16 protein-coding genes are annotated in these 15,927 nt (G+C 62.8%); 5 read left to right on the top strand and 11 right to left on the bottom strand.

Annotation, left to right across the window (positions count from 1 at the left end; all coding sequences use genetic code 11):
- Positions 1-18: 18 nt before the first annotated feature.
- Positions 19-558 carry a cytochrome b gene (locus QF043_RS09925; protein ID WP_065931077.1) on the bottom strand — a complete coding sequence of 180 codons (540 nt, stop codon included), beginning with the start codon at positions 556-558 and terminating at the stop codon, positions 19-21.
- Positions 555-1,637 (bottom strand): catalase family peroxidase, encoded by a 1,083-nt coding sequence (locus tag QF043_RS09920; protein WP_307418355.1) that lies wholly within the window; start codon positions 1,635-1,637, stop codon positions 555-557. Before QF043_RS09920 ends, QF043_RS09925 begins: the two co-directional genes overlap by 4 nt.
- A 167-nt stretch (positions 1,638-1,804) precedes the next feature.
- On the opposite strand from QF043_RS09920, the gene QF043_RS09915 reads away from it, so the two are divergent.
- Entirely contained in the window at positions 1,805-2,311 is a 507-nt protein-coding gene (locus tag QF043_RS09915) for an RNA polymerase sigma factor (protein ID WP_307418354.1), read from the top strand.
- Positions 2,308-3,045, top strand: coding sequence for an anti-sigma factor (locus tag QF043_RS09910; protein WP_307418353.1), 738 nt, complete (start codon positions 2,308-2,310; stop codon positions 3,043-3,045). The genes QF043_RS09915 and QF043_RS09910 overlap by 4 nt, the downstream gene beginning before the upstream one ends.
- A 138-nt stretch (positions 3,046-3,183) precedes the next feature.
- On the opposite strand, the gene QF043_RS09905 is transcribed toward QF043_RS09910, so the two are convergent.
- The 7 genes from QF043_RS09905 to QF043_RS09875 are packed head-to-tail and all read right to left on the bottom strand — an operon-like array spanning position 3,184 to position 9,536.
- The gene (locus QF043_RS09905; protein WP_373460673.1) at positions 3,184-4,173 is read right to left on the bottom strand and encodes a spore coat protein U domain-containing protein; all 990 of its coding nucleotides are present in this window, start codon (positions 4,171-4,173) and stop codon (positions 3,184-3,186) included.
- Between the two features lie 16 nt (positions 4,174-4,189).
- A complete protein-coding gene (locus tag QF043_RS09900) occupies positions 4,190-6,595 on the bottom strand; it encodes a fimbria/pilus outer membrane usher protein (RefSeq protein ID WP_307418352.1) in 2,406 nt (801 codons plus the stop codon).
- Between the two features lie 43 nt (positions 6,596-6,638).
- Positions 6,639-7,424 carry a molecular chaperone gene (locus QF043_RS09895; RefSeq protein ID WP_307418350.1) on the bottom strand — a complete coding sequence of 262 codons (786 nt, stop codon included), beginning with the start codon at positions 7,422-7,424 and terminating at the stop codon, positions 6,639-6,641.
- Between the two features lie 26 nt (positions 7,425-7,450).
- Complete coding sequence (locus QF043_RS09890; protein ID WP_307418349.1) at positions 7,451-7,951, bottom strand: spore coat U domain-containing protein; 501 nt, start codon at positions 7,949-7,951, stop codon at positions 7,451-7,453.
- Positions 7,952-7,956: 5 nt separating this feature from the next.
- Positions 7,957-8,490, bottom strand: a complete 534-nt coding sequence (locus QF043_RS09885) for a spore coat U domain-containing protein (protein WP_056858544.1) — start codon at positions 8,488-8,490, stop codon at positions 7,957-7,959.
- 18 nt (positions 8,491-8,508) lie between these two features.
- Positions 8,509-9,051 (bottom strand): spore coat U domain-containing protein, encoded by a 543-nt coding sequence (locus QF043_RS09880; protein WP_305454136.1) that lies wholly within the window; start codon positions 9,049-9,051, stop codon positions 8,509-8,511.
- Entirely contained in the window at positions 9,045-9,536 is a 492-nt protein-coding gene (locus tag QF043_RS09875; protein WP_170875857.1) for a spore coat U domain-containing protein, read from the bottom strand. The genes QF043_RS09880 and QF043_RS09875 overlap by 7 nt, the downstream gene beginning before the upstream one ends.
- 224 nt (positions 9,537-9,760) lie before the next feature.
- Here QF043_RS09875 and zapE point away from each other — a divergent pair, with 224 nt between their 5' ends.
- Entirely contained in the window at positions 9,761-10,855 is a 1,095-nt protein-coding gene (gene zapE / locus QF043_RS09870; RefSeq protein ID WP_307418348.1) for a cell division protein ZapE, read from the top strand.
- A 40-nt stretch (positions 10,856-10,895) separates the two neighbouring features.
- A complete protein-coding gene (locus QF043_RS09865; protein ID WP_307418347.1) occupies positions 10,896-12,200 on the top strand; it encodes a protein kinase in 1,305 nt (434 codons plus the stop codon).
- Positions 12,201-12,911: 711 nt separating this feature from the next.
- Here QF043_RS09865 and QF043_RS09860 read toward each other — a convergent pair.
- Together QF043_RS09860 and QF043_RS09855 are read right to left on the bottom strand one after the other, a co-directional pair.
- Positions 12,912-13,619 (bottom strand): YebC/PmpR family DNA-binding transcriptional regulator, encoded by a 708-nt coding sequence (locus QF043_RS09860; RefSeq protein ID WP_056858461.1) that lies wholly within the window; start codon positions 13,617-13,619, stop codon positions 12,912-12,914.
- Between the two features lie 198 nt (positions 13,620-13,817).
- Entirely contained in the window at positions 13,818-14,675 is an 858-nt protein-coding gene (locus QF043_RS09855) for a LysR substrate-binding domain-containing protein (RefSeq protein ID WP_307418346.1), read from the bottom strand.
- Positions 14,676-14,789: 114 nt separating this feature from the next.
- Here QF043_RS09855 and QF043_RS09850 point away from each other — a divergent pair, with 114 nt between their 5' ends.
- Positions 14,790-15,899 (top strand): 2-aminoethylphosphonate--pyruvate transaminase, encoded by a 1,110-nt coding sequence (locus tag QF043_RS09850; RefSeq protein WP_307418344.1) that lies wholly within the window; start codon positions 14,790-14,792, stop codon positions 15,897-15,899.
- Positions 15,900-15,927: the final 28 nt, after the last annotated feature.

Here is a 15,927-nt window from a genome sequence, read left to right as displayed (position 1 = left end):
CCCGCCCTGCCCCCGGCATCAGCCTTTGGTGCCGGTCATGCTTTGCAGCACACCGTCGCGCCGAATCAGCCCGTGGAACAGCGCCGCCGCCAGGTGCAACAGCACCGTCAGGAACAACAGGTAGGCCAGGTAGCCATGGGCCTTGCGCAGCACTGCAAACAACGGTGCATTGGCCGCGACCAATGCCGGCAATTGCACCGAACTGCTGAGCATCACCGGGTCACCGGCCGCCGAAATCATGGCCCAGCCCAGCAGCGGCAGCACCAGCATCAACGCATATAACACGACATGGGACGCCTTGGCGGCGAGCACTTGCCACAGTGGCAGGTCAGCAGGCAACGGCGGTTGCCGGGTGCAAAAGCGCACCACCAGCCGCACGATCACCAACGCCAGAATCGCAATACCCAGTGGTTTGTGCAGATGAATCAGCCACTCGTGACGTTCCGACACCGACGCCGCCATGCCCGCGCCGATGAACAACATGGCGATGATCATCAGCGCCATCAGCCAATGCAGCAGGCGAGCCAGAGGCGCGAAAAACCGTGGTTGGGCATTCATGGTTTCGACTCCTGAGGGGCACTGTGCAGCGGGCTGACTTCGCCGGCGCGGCGTACGTAGGAACTGGCATAGGCTGCCGAACGTGCAGCCAGCAGCGGGTCGTTGGAGGCCTGGATACCGCTGGGCAAAATCAGCGGGTCATAGTTGATATCGCGGCAATCACCGTCAGCCTGCGCTTGGCTGCTTTGCAGCACCAACGTGCCAGCGTTGAGCACTTTGTGTTCGCCGGTCCAGGTTTTGCTGGCATCGTCCAGCGGATCACCCGGGTTGGCCAGGGTGATGTTCAGCTGCCAACGCAACGGCCCGGAAGCCAGGCGTTGCACCAGGTCTTTTTCGAGAAAATCAGCGCCGGATGGCGCGGTGTCACCCGCCGCATCCCGGCTCTGTGGCACCACGCCCCAACGTATCGCTCGGCGCTGGCCATCGGCGGTTACCAGGTAAAAGGCATTGATGCCGTTGTAGGTTTCAGTCGCGTAACTGGCCGATGGCTTGGCAGTCTTGACCCAGGCCAGGAACGGCGCTGTCTCCGGGTGCGCGGCAAAAAACGCCGGCATGCTGGCCGGGTTCGGTTTGCCGGTGGCCGGGTCGGGCGCACCGGCCTTGAGCATCTGGTAAAACGCCTCAGGCGTGCCCACCGGGAACACCGGCATGCTGTTCATCCCTGTGCGCCATTGCTGGCCGTTGGCCTGGCTGAACTGCAAGGCGAAACTGCGGATCGGCACACTGCTGTCCGGCGCGTAGGGGTTGCCGCTGGGCAAGGCGAACCGGCCGATCACCGGGGTCTTCGCTTCGCTGAACACTTGGGCATTCGAGTACGTGCGCGCCTCGGGGCTGCTCTCGAAGTAACCGGCCACGCACACGCCTTTGGCATGGTTACGCCGAAACCCTGGGTGCACGCCGTTATTGGTTTCCAGGGCATTGACCAGGGTTTTGGGGCGCAGGCGCTGTGGGTCCAGCGTGCCATTGACGTAGGCGAATGCCCCGGCAACGACCGCAACCACGGCACCGATACCCGCGAGCCTTGCGATCAGGCTCGCAGTACTCAACGCAGGACGAGGCGGTGATGAGTGATCTACCATGAAGTGACTCCAAGGCCAGAGGCCTAAGCTTGAAACATAAGGTCGGAGCATTAAGACGAACGCCGATCGGCTCTATTCCCCTGCTGTCGATTTATTTTCCAAGCGTGGGAATAACCTTCAACGGCATACGTCTCTCAAGTCCCAGCGTAGCGACCAGCCAGATTCCCATGCACGAACTCGACGAACCGTTACGTGAACTCATCCCCAGAATGCGACGTTTTGCGCTGTCGCTGACGCGTAACGCCAGCAGCGCCGACGACCTGGTGCAGTCCACGCTGGAACGGGCGATCATCAGTTGGGCCGACAAACGCCTGGAAGGCGACCTGCGCGCCTGGCTGTTCTCGATCCTCTACCGCCAGTTCCTCGACGCCCACCGACGCAGCCGGCGTTATGCACGCATGCTCGAATTCTTCACCGGTCGTGACGATGCGCAACCTTCAGTGGAGCGCACGGTGATGGCCCAATCGACCCTGCACGCCTTCGATCAACTCAACACCGAGCAACGTGCACTGCTGCTATGGGTGTCGGTCGAAGGGTTAAGTTACAAGGAAGTCGCCGAGATCCTGGCGGTGCCGGTGGGCACCGTGATGTCGCGCCTGTCCCGTGCGCGCCAGGCCTTGCGTCAACTCAGCGAAGGCGAAATTACCAGCCCTGCCCTGCGGATACTCAAATGATCAGCCTGCCCCCCAGCGAACGCGATTTGCATGCTTATGTCGATCACCAACTGCCGGAGAGCGACCGCCGCGTGCTTGAAACCTGGCTGGCCGCCCACCCTGAAATAGCCGCCCAGGTGCATGCCTGGCAACAGGATGCACACGCCCTGCGCGCGGCCTTGAGCGGGACCTTGCAGCAACCGGCCAACCCCGACCTCGACCCGGCGCTGATTCGCCAACGCATTCGGCATCAATCGCGCCGCCACCTGGCCAGCGCCGCCGTGCTGCTGATCGCGGTCGGCCTCGGCGGCCTTGGCGGTTGGCACGCCCGCGAAGCGACCCAACCGCCGATGTTGCCGATGGCCGATGCCATGCAGGCATTCCGCCTGTTTGCCCAGGACGGCATCATGCCCGCCGACTTCAACGCCGAAGACGGCGGCACCATGCAAGCCTGGCTGGATCGCTATTTCAACCAGGCCCATCGTCTGCCCGATTTGAGCCAGGCCGGTTTCAAGCCGGTGAGCGGGCGTCTGCTCACCACTGAGCAAGGTGCGGCGGCGATGGTGTTGTATGAGGATCAGCAAGGCCATCGCATCAGCTTCTACATCCGCCCGCCAGGACCGGAAAACGGCTTTCTGCCGCGTGGCAGCCGCAGCGCCGATGGGTTGCAGGCCGATTATTGGTCCGGTGGCGGGTACAACTATGCGATGGTCAGCCCGGTGGATCAGGCGGCGACGCACTTGCTCAAGTTCTAGAAGATCCAGACCGGTTTTTGTGGGAGCGGGCTTGCTCGCGAATGCGGTGGATCAGTCAATTCATCTGTCACTGATACACCGTATTCGCGAGCAAGCCCGCTCCCACATTTTGACCGTGTACGGCGTAAAACCTATGCACTAGAAGCCCACATCCAGCACCACATTATCAATGTAGGTGCCGCCCGGCGGCGTGGTTTGGTCGGTGTAGATCTTGGCGTTGTAGTTGAACACCTGGCTGCCGGTGCCCAAGCCGTTGCCGGGGTTGATCTCGGCCGAGGAACCGGCCCGCCGCGCGGCGCCCACACTGCCCCAGCGTGTAGTACCGGCACTCATGAAGATGTCGTAGGCGAGGAAGTTGCTGCCGGAAATCATCCGCCGCCGCCCGCCCACGCTCACCGGGTTCTGCCCATCGCTGAGGCCGACGGTGTAGGCGCTGCCCTTGGTGCAGGCCACGCTGGCCTGGCCGTTGACGGTGGCGAAGGCGCTGACCACCGGCGCACTGCCGAAGGCAATCGGCGGCGTGGTGATCTGGCAGTCGTTGACCACCGTCATGCTGACGTTCACGGTGGTGGTGCCGTTGTTGATCTCACGGCCCAGGCAGATTCCGCCAATGCCAATGCCCGAACAATAGTTCCAGTTCCAGAAAATACTCAGGGTTTCGCTGTACACCCCTGACGCCACGTTGCTGCCAAGGGTGGTGGCGAAGTACAGCGGCACGACTTTGGTGCCTGGCCCGAACACCAGGCCAAGGGAGGCGGCAATGCCGCCGCTGCCGCCAAAATCGAAGGCAGTGCCGCGTGTCATCGGGAACGCCGTGGTGTTGTTGGCATAGATCGTATAGTGGATGACATCACCGGTCGGCCCCACCAGGCCACCTTGGGGCGAACCACTGACGGTCGCGTAAAAATGGTCATTGGAGGTCAACACCGACAATACCGCCGGCGTGCAGCTGAAGCCGGCATTGGTGGTCGAACTGGGCTGGGAGGTGGTGCGCACAGTCATCGAACTCACCGTCGTGCCAAAGCTGGCCGGTACACTGGCCACCACCGAACACACGGCCTGTACCTGCGCCGACACGCCCAGGCTTGCCAGCAACACACCCCGCAACAGCCATTCCTTGACCCGCACACACACACTCCTTATGTCATTGGCACACCAGTGGCCCGATCAGTGGCACCTGGGCCTGGGTGGTATCGAGTTCGAACCTTGCCTGGCAGGTCTGGCCGTTGCCCAAGGTGACTTGCAAGGTGTTATGGGCCGCCAGGTTTTCCAGGTACACCAGGCCGTCCCACCCCACCACCGCCTGCGCGCCGCTTTGCTCGTGTCGCACCTGGCTGCCCAGGGGCAAATCCTGGTGCTGGGCGTCGACCAAGGTGATGCTCGCCGCGCTCACCTGGCGCACCGGGAACTCCAGCAAGTAGCCACTGCCACGGCGCACGGCCACCCGTTGCTCAACGTTGGGCACCTGCACGTTCGATGGCAGGTTCAGTGGGTCGATCTCGTATTTGGCGCGGTAGTAAGCACTGGTCCACGGCACCAGCAAGTGCCCATTGCGGTCGGTTTCGCCCACCACCTGGTTCTCGTAGCGCACCGGCACACCACTGACCCCATCGGTGCTCACCACCACAAACGCATCGTTGACGCGGTTGGCGGCGAACACTTGATTGTCCATCCACACCAGCGAGCCACTGGCGTCGGCCCAACGGGTTTCGGCGTCGCTGCTGCCGTACACGCCGGCCTGCAACTGCACCGACTGCAGGCGCCAGGTCAGGTCGGCCTGGCGATAAGCTGGCCCGTCACCACTGGCATAACCCAGGTTGAAGCCCACGCCGCCCTCGGCCGGCACGGCTCGGCTGTAGTTGACCCGCTGCAGGCTCTCGCCGGTTTTACTGCGCTCGGTGCCCACGCTGAGGCTGCCGTACACGTCGAACGGCACCACCACCTGCGCTTGCACCGCCCAGTTGCTATCACCCACTTCACGGTTGGCCGACAGGTAAAAACTGCTGTTGCGCCACAGCGGCTTGCTCCAGGTCAGGTTCACCAGGCGGGTGCGCGAATCATCCGCCGCCTGCACATCGAAATAGCCGACGCCCAGGCTGCCGAAATTATTCAGGTTCAGGCTCAAGGTCGCCTGCTGGCTGCGCTTGCTGAGGCTGGCGTAGGGCGTGTCGATCAGGCTCAAGTCGGCGTATTGCTCACGGCGCTCGACCCGTTGATACGACAGGCTGTAGCGCTGGTTGCTGTATTGGTAGCCCAGGCTCAGTTGCCGGCCGGTCCGGCCGTCGTACTGGCTTTGGCTGACGGCGGTATTGAGCACGCCGAAGTGACCCACCCGCAGGTTGCCGCCGACACCGCCCAGGGTCAGGTCATTGGCGGCTTCGGCATGGCTTTCGAGGGTAAACGCGTCGGAAATCCCATAACGAAAGGTGCCGCTGGCCACGCCAGGGCCATAGCCGAAATCGCGCAAGGTGTAGTCGCGACGCAAATTACCCGCCCCCACCGAGAAGTCCGATAAGCCCTTTTGCAGCAAAGTACTGGTGACATAGAACGGCACCGTGGTCGACACCTGCCGGCCCAGCGCATCGGTGGTGACCACCACCGCCTCGCCGGCGCCGTTGATAAACGGCACGTTGGTCAGGGTGTACGGCCCCGGCTGCAAGTCGGCACTGCTGGATTTATAGCCATTGATAAACAGGTCCACCGAAGACGGCACCGCCGCCTCGCCGGCGAACTGCGGCAGCGGGTAGGTGACCAGATCCGGGCGCACCCCAAAGTCGCGCGACACCTGCACACCGCCCAGGCGCACTGAAGTGCTCCAGGGCAAGGCGCCGCTGATCACGTCGCCCGCTTCATAGGTCAACAGGCGTTCATCGTCGGAGAATCGCCAGGTGGTGTCATACCGCCGATAGCCGTTGTACGGGTTACTGCCGGCGGTTTCCCGGCCAATGGTGGCGCGGTATTGGCCGGTGTTGGACAACGTGCCCCAGGTATCGAATAGCCGCACTTCGTTGAAGATACCGAGGTAGGTGCCCGCATCGTCGGTGTCGTTCAGGTAGGCGTCATAGTTAAGCAACGCGCCGAAACTGGTCAGCGCCTGGGTGCGTGGGTAGTTGTCGCGGCTGCCGATAAATTGCTCCGGCAGCCAGGCCGGCGGCACGCTCAGTACCAGGCGCTGGCCCTGGCTGTCGTAATCGGTGTGCAGGCCGGGAAAGCTTTCCAGCGCAACCTCGCCAGGCACGCTCCCAGGCACATCCCCAGGCAACTTCACGCCGACTTCCTGCAACACCGACGCCGGCAAAAACAACTGCCCGGCACGCTGATTGACGGCGACCACACGGCCGGTGTCCATCTGGTTGACCACCAGTTCCAGGAACAACTGCGCATCGGCAACAGCCTCCATACTGCTGGGCGGGGGCGGCAACGGCGCAGCGAAGCCCGGCGGCGCAGGCACCAAGCCAGACAAGCCGCCTACCACCCATACCGATCGCCATAGACATCGAGCCCGATCCTGGCTCACCAAGGCTTTGTGTCCATCAATGGACATCTCCATCCGTTGTTAACACAGGGCCTACTCCATGCCCTGCCACACTGAGTCAGCGTCTCGGTGCGAGGTTTTCCACGTGCGTTGCGCCATTGATGCGCACCTGCAACGGCTGATCGGCCGGCAAACCGTCCGGCACCGGCCAGCGCATGGTCGCGCCCGGCAGCACATAACCCATCAAACCCTCCACCAGGGGCCGCGGCTGGCCGCCCTGCTTGAACGTGGCATCGGTGAGGCGCGCATGCACGGCGCCCTGGTTACGCATCTCGACGTAGTTGCGCCCGCCCACGGTAACTTTTTTCCAGCTTAAATCCGGTTTACCGGCGGTTTTCGGGTCGCGGTCTCGGGTGCCGTCGACCTTGCTCCACAGGCCCGGGCCGTAGGCAAACAACGGCACCGAATAGCGCATCTGGAAGCGGATCGCGGCGGCCGTCTTGCCATCCGCCGGCGCCGGTGGCGGCGTGGCCGAAGGGATCTCATCGATGATGATGCGGTACGCCAGCTCCTGGCCGGGCGGCACGTCTTTGGTTCGGGTCAGGCGCACCAATTGCTTTTGCCCAGGCTCGATTTTCGCCACCGGCGGGCTGCCAATCACATCGCGCTGGTTCTGGTATTGCTCGTCAAAACCACTCTGGGTCCAGGCAAACACGCGGATCTGCAGGTTGGCGGTCTCGGTGCCACGGTTCTCCAGCCACAGCGCGCTGGCCTGTTGGTCGGCCTCCAGCACTGGGTCGATCGGCCAAATCAGCACCGAGCTGGCCGCCCGGACCTGCCCCGCCGCCAACAGCAACAACCCGCTCAAACCCGCTGCCCACCCGTACCGGGAAGCTGCAAACATAGATCTCACTCCTTATACCGATCGCCTTACCACGACAGCTGCACCTGCAACGTGTCGCTGTACGTGCCCCCAGGCTGGTTACCCGGTAATTGCACTCGCCCATAAATCGGCAAGCTGATGTTGTTGGCGTTGCTGTAGGCCACGCTCACGCTTTGGCTGATGCCCAGGCTCTGGCTGAACGCCGCATCCCGAAACAATTGATAAGCCACTTGGGCAGTGCCGCTATTGAGCTGCATCCGCCGCCCGCTGTTGTTATGCAACCCGCCATCGACACTCATGCTCAGCGCCACCCCCGGCGTGCATTGCAGGGTCACGCCGCCCGCCAGCACGACAGACGCCGTACTGGTGGCCAACGCCGAATAGGTGCCGAACGCCAGGCTGCCGTAATTGCTGCCGCCGCCGACCACCAGGCACCCTGGCGTGATCGTCGCGCTGACCTGGAACGACTGGCTGGTCACCGCCAACAGCGACAGCGGCATTCCCCAGCCGATGCACACCGCCAACGCCGCCCATCCTGAACGCCCCATGGCCCTTAGAACGTCAGGGTCACGTTAACCGTGTCGGTGTAAGTACCGGCCGGCAAGCCCGCCTTGCCATTGGCCTTGCCGTAGATATTCACGGCCTGGGCCACGCCGGTGCTCGGCGCCAGGTTGATCACCCCGCCGATGGCCAGCAGCGTCGAGTGGCCGCTGTCGGTGTACAGGTCGTACGGCACGTAATTGGCCACCCCGTCATACAGCGCGCGGCCACCGCCCACGGACTGGCCATCGTGGGCACCGGCAGACACCGTCAACGTCGGTGACGTCCCCGCCGAACACAGAATCGACAACGCCCCGCCACCGCCGCCCAACACCTGGCCGTCGGCTTCGGTGAACAGGCTGTTGGCGGTACCGAAGTTCAAGTTACCGAAGCTCATACCGCCGGTGGCTACGGCGCCGTTGACCTGGCAGCTGCTGGTGAGCACCAGGGTGGCGCTGACCGTACCGGCCACCGTCGCCGCCTGTGCGCCCGACACCCACGCCAACGCCATCAATGGAAAAACCGCCTTCGCTATACATGCATGCATGATGTCCATCCTCATGGTTTACCAATCCAGAGTCACCGTCAGGGTGTCTGTGTAGATGCCGGCCGGTAAGGCCCTGGTATTCGCCACCACCGAGCCGAATACCGGGATCGGTACTTGTGTGCCCTTGGTCACGACGAAATTACGTTGCTCGCCAATGCTGTAGCTGCGTCGGCCGAGCGGGTCAGCCGAGAGTTGATAGGGAATGGTCTGGCGCCCGTTACTCAGGCGCCTTGTAGTGCCGTCACCATGGGCGCCGCCGTCGATGGTCACGGTGAAGCTGCTGACCACCGAAGGGTTGCAGGACACCGACAGCGGCGCCTTGCTGCCATCGGTAACGCCCGCGCCCAAGGGGTTGCTCCACGTGGGGCCCTGGGTGCCGAAATCCAGCAGCGCGCTGCCGCCTGCAGGGCTCACCGGTGCGCTCTCGATGTCTTTGCTGACCTGGCAACTGGCGGTGATCACCAGCCGTGCGTGGATCTGCCCGGCGACGGCCGCCCGGGCGTCATCGGCCAGCAGCAACAGCCCGCCCATGGCCGCCAGGGCCAAGCTGCGGCTTACCATGTGACGGTGACCTTGAGCAGGTCGGTGTAGCGACCGACCGCCGGAATATCCTTGAGCGGCTCAATGCGCCCATACAGCGGCAGGTCGACACTGCCGGAGTCCGGCACACGCCCGCTCAGCGGCTCGTTGACCGGCAAGGCAATACGCCGCGCAGCGTCGGCATAAATACGGTAGGGAATCGGTTTGCTCGACGGGGTTGCGGCACTCAGGTAGCGCACTTCGCCGGTGCCGCCATGCAGGCCGCCGTCAACGCGCAGTTGATAAGGGGTGTCGGGGTTGCACTCCAGGCGCGGCTGGCGCTGGCTGATCAGCGCCGCACTCAGGGGCCCGGCCGGGTCATCCAGACGCGGGCCGCTGCCGAAATCCAGTACGCCAAGCTGCTCGATACCCGCACTGCGAGTAGTGCCCACCAACTGGCAGCCCCGCTGCACGTCGATGCGCACCTCCACCTGGAGTTGCGCAGCGTAAATCGTGCTGCAGAGCATCGTGCCCATGACTGCCAAAACGCCTCGTCCCTTCACTGCCCCAAATCCTTGTACAGGGGTGACTTCTCTGTAAGAGGTTAGCCACAAAGGGTAAAACTGCCAGTCTGGGCCGGGTGGCAGGCGTAACATGCCTTTTCGAGATAGCGGGGGGCGCCGTTCTGTATTGGTCAAATTGACGTGCGCGCCCTAAAGTGGGCAACCACCGACATACAGAGTGACGTGCATTGGCTGTGCTTTCCCTGATTCAGCGTCTGCTGGGCAAAAAAACCGCGCGGGCGGGCGCCTCGCCTATCCCGGCGTTCTTTGAAAACAAGGCCCGAGACCAGGGCTATACTCTCAGCGCCGGCCAAACCCGGGCGATTGCCGCGCTCGCCCGCGAAACCCGCCACCTGCTCGCCGGCCAGCCCACGCGCAGCCTGTACCTGCACGGCCCGGTGGGGCGTGGCAAAAGCTGGCTGCTCGATGGGTTTTTCCAGGCGCTGCCGATTGCGCAAAAGCAACGCGTGCACTTCCACACATTTTTCACCCGCCTGCACCAGGGCATGTTCCAGCACCGTGAACAGCACGACGCCCTGGGCGTGACGCTGGACGCGCTGCTGGCCGATTGCCGAGTGCTGTGTTTCGACGAATTTCACGTCCACGATATCGGCGATGCCATGCTCATCAGCCGCCTGTTCCAGGCCTTGTTCCAGCGTGGCGTGCTGGTGCTGGTGACCTCCAATTATGCCCCCGAGGGCCTGCTGCCCAACCCGCTGTACCACGAGCGCTTCAAGCCGGTGATCGACTTGATCGCCACACACATGCAGGTGCTGGAAGTCAGCTCCCCCGAGGATTTTCGCAGCTTGCCCCAGACTCATGCCGAGCAGCGCTTCACCGGCGGCCAGTATGTATGGCCGGGTAACGCCGCCCAGCGCGCAGCCCTCGGGCTGCCCGCCACGCCTGGCCCGGCGCAAACCCTGAAGGTCGGCAACCGCCAATTGCTCTGCCGCAGCCATCAGGCGCGCAGCATCCTGTTCACCTTCAACGACCTGTGTGAACAGCTCACCGCCGTGATGGATTACCTGTTGCTGTGCGAGGATTTCGACCACTGGATCGTCGACGGCCTGCCCCGCTTGGCCGACTGCCCGATCGCCGTGCAACAGCGCTTTATCAACCTGGTGGACGTGCTCTACGACCAAGACAAGCGCCTGACCCTGATCGGCCCGCAACCCTTGGCGCAGGCTCTGGAAGGCCAGGCCATCGACCTTGCCCGCACCGCCAGCCGGCTGAACCAATTACACACGGTGTGCCCGCAACCCGCGCCCGACCCGGTATCATGAGCGCCTTTTACGCCCATCTTGCCGAGTGACCGCGCCGTTCATGAATACCCTCGCCCAACTCAAGGCTGGCCAATTGGCCGGTATTACACGCCTGGACCTGTCTTGCGGGCTGACCGAATTCCCGCCGGAGATCTTCGCGCTGGCCGACAGCCTGGAAATCCTCAACCTCACCGGCAACGCCCTGAGCAGCCTGCCCGACGACCTGCATCGGCTGTCGCGCCTGCGCGTGCTGTTCTGCTCGGACAACGCCTTCACTGAGCTGCCCGCGTGTCTGGGCCAGTGCGCCAACCTGAGCATGATCGGCTTCAAGGCCAACCAGATCAGCCATGTCCCCGCCGCCGCGTTGCCGCCACAGTTACGCTGGCTGATCCTCACCGACAACTGCATCAGCCAGTTGCCCAGCGAGCTGGGCGAGCGGCCCCTGCTGCAAAAGCTGATGCTGGCCGGCAACCACCTGACGGACCTGCCGCCTAGCCTGGTCAACTGCAAAAACCTCGAGTTGCTGCGCATCGCCTCCAACCGCTTCACCCAACTGCCGCCATGGTTACTGACGCTGCCAAGCCTGACCTGGCTGGCCTATGCCGGTAACCCGGTGGAAATGGCCGTAGAAGCGGCGAACGACGATGCAACGCCGAATATCCCCTGGTCTGAACTGGAACTGGGCGAGGTGTTGGGCGAAGGCGCTTCGGGGATCATCCGCAAGGCGTTGTGGAAGCCGCATGCGTTGCCGGTCGCGGTCAAACTCTACAAAGGCACAATCACCAGCGACGGCTCGCCGCTGCATGAAATGCAGGCCTGCATCGCCGCCGGGCTGCACCCGAACCTGATCAAGGTGGAGGGGCGCGTGATCGGCCACCCGGAAGACCAGGCGGCCCTGGTGATGGACCTGATCGACCCGAGTTACCGCAACCTCGCAGCCTTGCCGAGCCTGGAGTCATGCACCCGCGACATCTACGCGCCGGGCACGCGCTTCAGCGCCGAAGTGGCCTTGCGCATGGCGCGCGGTATCGCCTCGGTGGCGGCGCATCTGCACCGGCACGGCATCACCCACGGCGACCTGTATGGCCACAATATCCTGTGGAATGCCGCGGGTGACTGTTTGCTCGGGGACTTTGGCGGGGCGTCGTTCCATGCGCCGGCGGACACCCTGGAAACCAGGGCGTTGCGGCGCATTGAAGTGCGTGCGTTCGGGGTGTTGCTGGGGGAGTTGCTGGAGCGGGTAGACGAAGGTTTCGACAGTGAAACGCTGGTGGCACTGCAACAAAGCTGCTGCCAGCCCGATGTATTGGCGCGCCCAAGCTTTGAAGAGATCGAAGCGTTGCTGCAACCTCTGGCACACCACTAAACAATGTGGGAGCTGGCTCGCCTGCGATAGCATCATCTCGGTGCACCTGATGTACCGAGGTGTCTGCATCGCGGCGGTGCGACGATTCGACAAGCCAGCCCCCACAGAAAAGCAGCTTTTCAGTGCATGCAAATCCGCAGTCGACCTCATATTCAAAAATGCATGCGGTCAACTGTGGGAGCGGGCTTGCTCGCGAATGCGGTGGGTCAGTCAATTCATCTATAACTGACATACCGCATTCGCGAGCAAGCCCGCTCCCACATTTAAACCGAGTTGCATCAGGTAGACAGGCTTTTGCTTCGCACTTGATCTCGCTCTTGCTTCAACCACTCAGGTCGGCTTTCAGGCCGCCGTGCTGTAGATTTTGATCTTGATTTTGATCTGAAATCGCCCCGTCAACCACGATGGCCGAACGCAGGCTTGAATCCGTGGGTAACCCGGCAGGACGCCGGGTTAGCCGCGCTGGGCCAAGGATGGCCCATCGCGGCGGCCCACGGATTCAAGCCGGAGTGCGGGCATGCCGAGCCACAGCGAGGCACCGAGTGGTGGGGCGAAGACTTTTTGGTTACTTTTGTGTCTTTACAAAAGTGACCCGCTGTAAGAGCGGAACCAATAGCCGCCGTGACCGCAGCAACGGATATGTACACCAACAAACCGCCATCGCAGGCAAGCCAGCTCCCACATTTTTGACTGCATTCATTCAGCTATAAATCAGCCAGCCAACCCGACAAACATATCCTGCACGTCATCATGGTTGTCCAACCCTTCCAGGAAGGCTTCGACTTCAGCCATCTGCTCATCGGTCAAACCGCTTACCGGGTTCTTCGAGATGTAGCCCAGCTTGGCCGACAACACGGTGAAACCCTGCTCCGGCAGGGCTTTTTGCACCGCATCGAGGTCGGTGGTTTCGGTGATGAACAAGGTGCTGCCTTCTTCTTCGCCGTCTTCAAAATCCTGCGCGCCGGCTTCAATAGCGGCCATTTCCGGATCGGCGTCCGGGCTGTCCGGCGAGGCTTCGATCAGGCCGACGTGGTTGAAGTCCCACGCCACGGAACCGGAAGCGCCAAGCTGGCCCTTACGGAACGCCACGCGGATTTCCGCCACGGTACGGTTGATGTTGTCGGTCACACACTCGACGATCAGCGGCACCTGGTGCGGGGCAAAACCTTCGTAGGTCACGCGGTGGTACTGCACGGTTTCACCGAGCAGACCGGCGCCTTTCTTGATCGCGCGTTCCAGGGTTTCCTTGGGCATCGAGGCTTTTTTAGCCTGCTCGACCACCAAACGCAGGTGGGCGTTGGTCGCGGTGTCAGCGCCGTTGCGGGCGGCGATGGTGATTTCTTTCACCAACTTGCCGAAGATCTTGCCCTTGGCATTGGATGCCGCTTCTTTATGTTTGACTTTCCACTGTGCGCCCATGACTCACTCTCTTTTCGTCCATCGCGCCGAAACGTCTACTGGCCGGCGCTTTGGGGGCAGAGTTTATAGCGCAAAAACACTCTAATCCACCAAAAAACCGGCCAGGTGCCTCAGGTGCGCACGGGTTTGAGCGTGACGTTTCTCGACAGTGTGCGGGAAAGTTGCGCTGAGCTCGCGGGCATCATCTCGGCCTTCAACTTAGGACGCCAACTCAAAAAACGCCTGAATCAAGCGCAACGAGCGGCGCCGCTCCATGCAGCCGAGCATATGCCGGTTCAACAACCCATCGCCCTGAATTGCCACCGCCTGCACGCGCGGGTCCTGGCTGATCTCCATCGACGACACCACGCCCACGCCCAACTCGGCCGCCACGGCCTCGGTCACCGCCTCGCGGCTGTCCAGTTCCAGCAGCACCTTGGGCTGCACACCCGCGACCTCACACGCCTCATCGAAGGTACGCCGCGTGATAGAGCTGGGCTCGCGCAGCACCATGATCACCTCGTTAAGCTGTTCCAGACGAATGCCCTTGGGCAAGGCCGCCCACGGGTGGCTGGCCGGGACCAGTGCGCAAATCCGCGACTCACTCAACGGCTGCAAGTGCAGGCCATTGCGCGGTTCCACCTCCGTCAGCACCGCCACATCCGCGTGCTCGGAGAGCAGTGCCGCCAGGGTTTCCTGGGCATTGCCCAAGCGTAGGTTCACGGTGATGCCGGGGTAACGGGCACGCAGGCTGGCGATCATCGGCATCACCAGGTGCGGGCCGTCTGCCGCTACTTCCAGGCGCCCAGTGAGCAACTGTCGATTGGCTTCAAGCAGCATCTGCGCCTCGTCCACCAGGCCGAAAATCGCCCGGGTGATCGCCGCCAGGCGCGTGCCCTCCTCGGTCAACTCCACCCGCCGGGCCGTGCGGCGCAACAGTGCGATCTGGTAGTGCTCTTCCAGGGCTTTGATATGCCCGGTCACCGCCGGTTGGCTGATGAACAACCGCGCGGCGGCACGGGTAAAGCTGCCCTCACGGGCCACGGCATCGAATGCACGCAGTTGAAACAAATTCATAGCTATCGGCCTCACTGATAGCTCGCATAACAACAAACAATTTGATTGATGACAACTCAAACTGCAATTTAGGCGCCGTAGCTTCACCCCCCAATGACCTTGCGAGGACCTGAGATGAGCACTGCCGCGCCGATCCTGCTGACCCCTGGCCCCTTGACCACTTCGAACCGCACCCGTCAGGCAATGATGGTGGATTGGGGGTCATGGGATGATCGTTTCAACCAACTGACCGCGAGTGTCTGCGAACACCTGTTGACGATCCTGCACGCCACCGACAGCCACCACTGCGTGCCCCTGCAAGGCAGCGGCACCTTCGCCGTCGAAGCGGCCATTGGCACCCTGGTGCCGCGCAACGGCAAGGTGCTGGTGCTGATCAACGGCGCCTACGGCAAGCGCCTGGCGAAGATCTGCGAAGTGCTCGGCCGCGATTTCAGTACCTTCCAAACCGCTGAAGACGAGCCCACCACCGCCGCCGACGTCGACCGCCTGCTGCACGCCGACCCGGCGATCACTCACGTTGCGTTGATCCACTGTGAAACCAGCACCGGTATTCTCAACCCGCTGCCGGACATCGCGCAGGTGGTTAAACAGCACGATAAACGCCTGATCATCGACGCCATGAGTTCCTTCGGCGCGCTGCCGATCGACGCCCGCGAAGTGCCGTTTGACGCGCTGATCGCCGCCTCGGGCAAATGCCTGGAAGGCGTGCCGGGCATGGGCTTTGTCTTCGCCGACAAACAGGCACTGGCGGGCGCCCAAGGCAACTGCCATTCCCTGGCGATGGACCTGTTCGACCAGCACGGCTACATGGCCAAGACCGGCCAATGGCGCTTCACCCCGCCGACCCACGTGGTCGCCGCGCTGCACGAAGCTTTGCTGCAATACCAGGAAGAAGGCGGCCTGCCCGCACGTCATCAACGCTACGCCGACAACTGCCAGACGCTGCTCGACGGCATGGCCGCACTCGGCCTGCGCAGCTTCCTGCCAGCCGCCATCCAGGCGCCGATCATCGTCACCTTCCATGCGCCCAAAGACCCGCGCTACCAGTTCAAGGACTTCTACGAGCAAGTCAAGGCCAAGGGTTTCATTCTCTACCCCGGCAAATTGACTCAAGTGGAAACCTTCCGCGTCGGCTGCATCGGCCACGTCGACGCGCAGGGCATGCAGGCGGCAGTCGAGGCGATCGGCCAGGTGCTGCAAGAAATGGAAGTGCTGGACATCTGATTGCCCCCATTACCCACAGGATTTGAAC

It is taken from the genome of Pseudomonas sp. W3I7, from assembly GCF_030816095.1.
In the GTDB taxonomy this organism is placed as follows: domain Bacteria; phylum Pseudomonadota; class Gammaproteobacteria; order Pseudomonadales; family Pseudomonadaceae; genus Aquipseudomonas; species Aquipseudomonas salomonii.
Note: the sequence above shows the minus strand (reverse complement) of the source record. Positions and strands in the feature narration are given on the sequence as shown.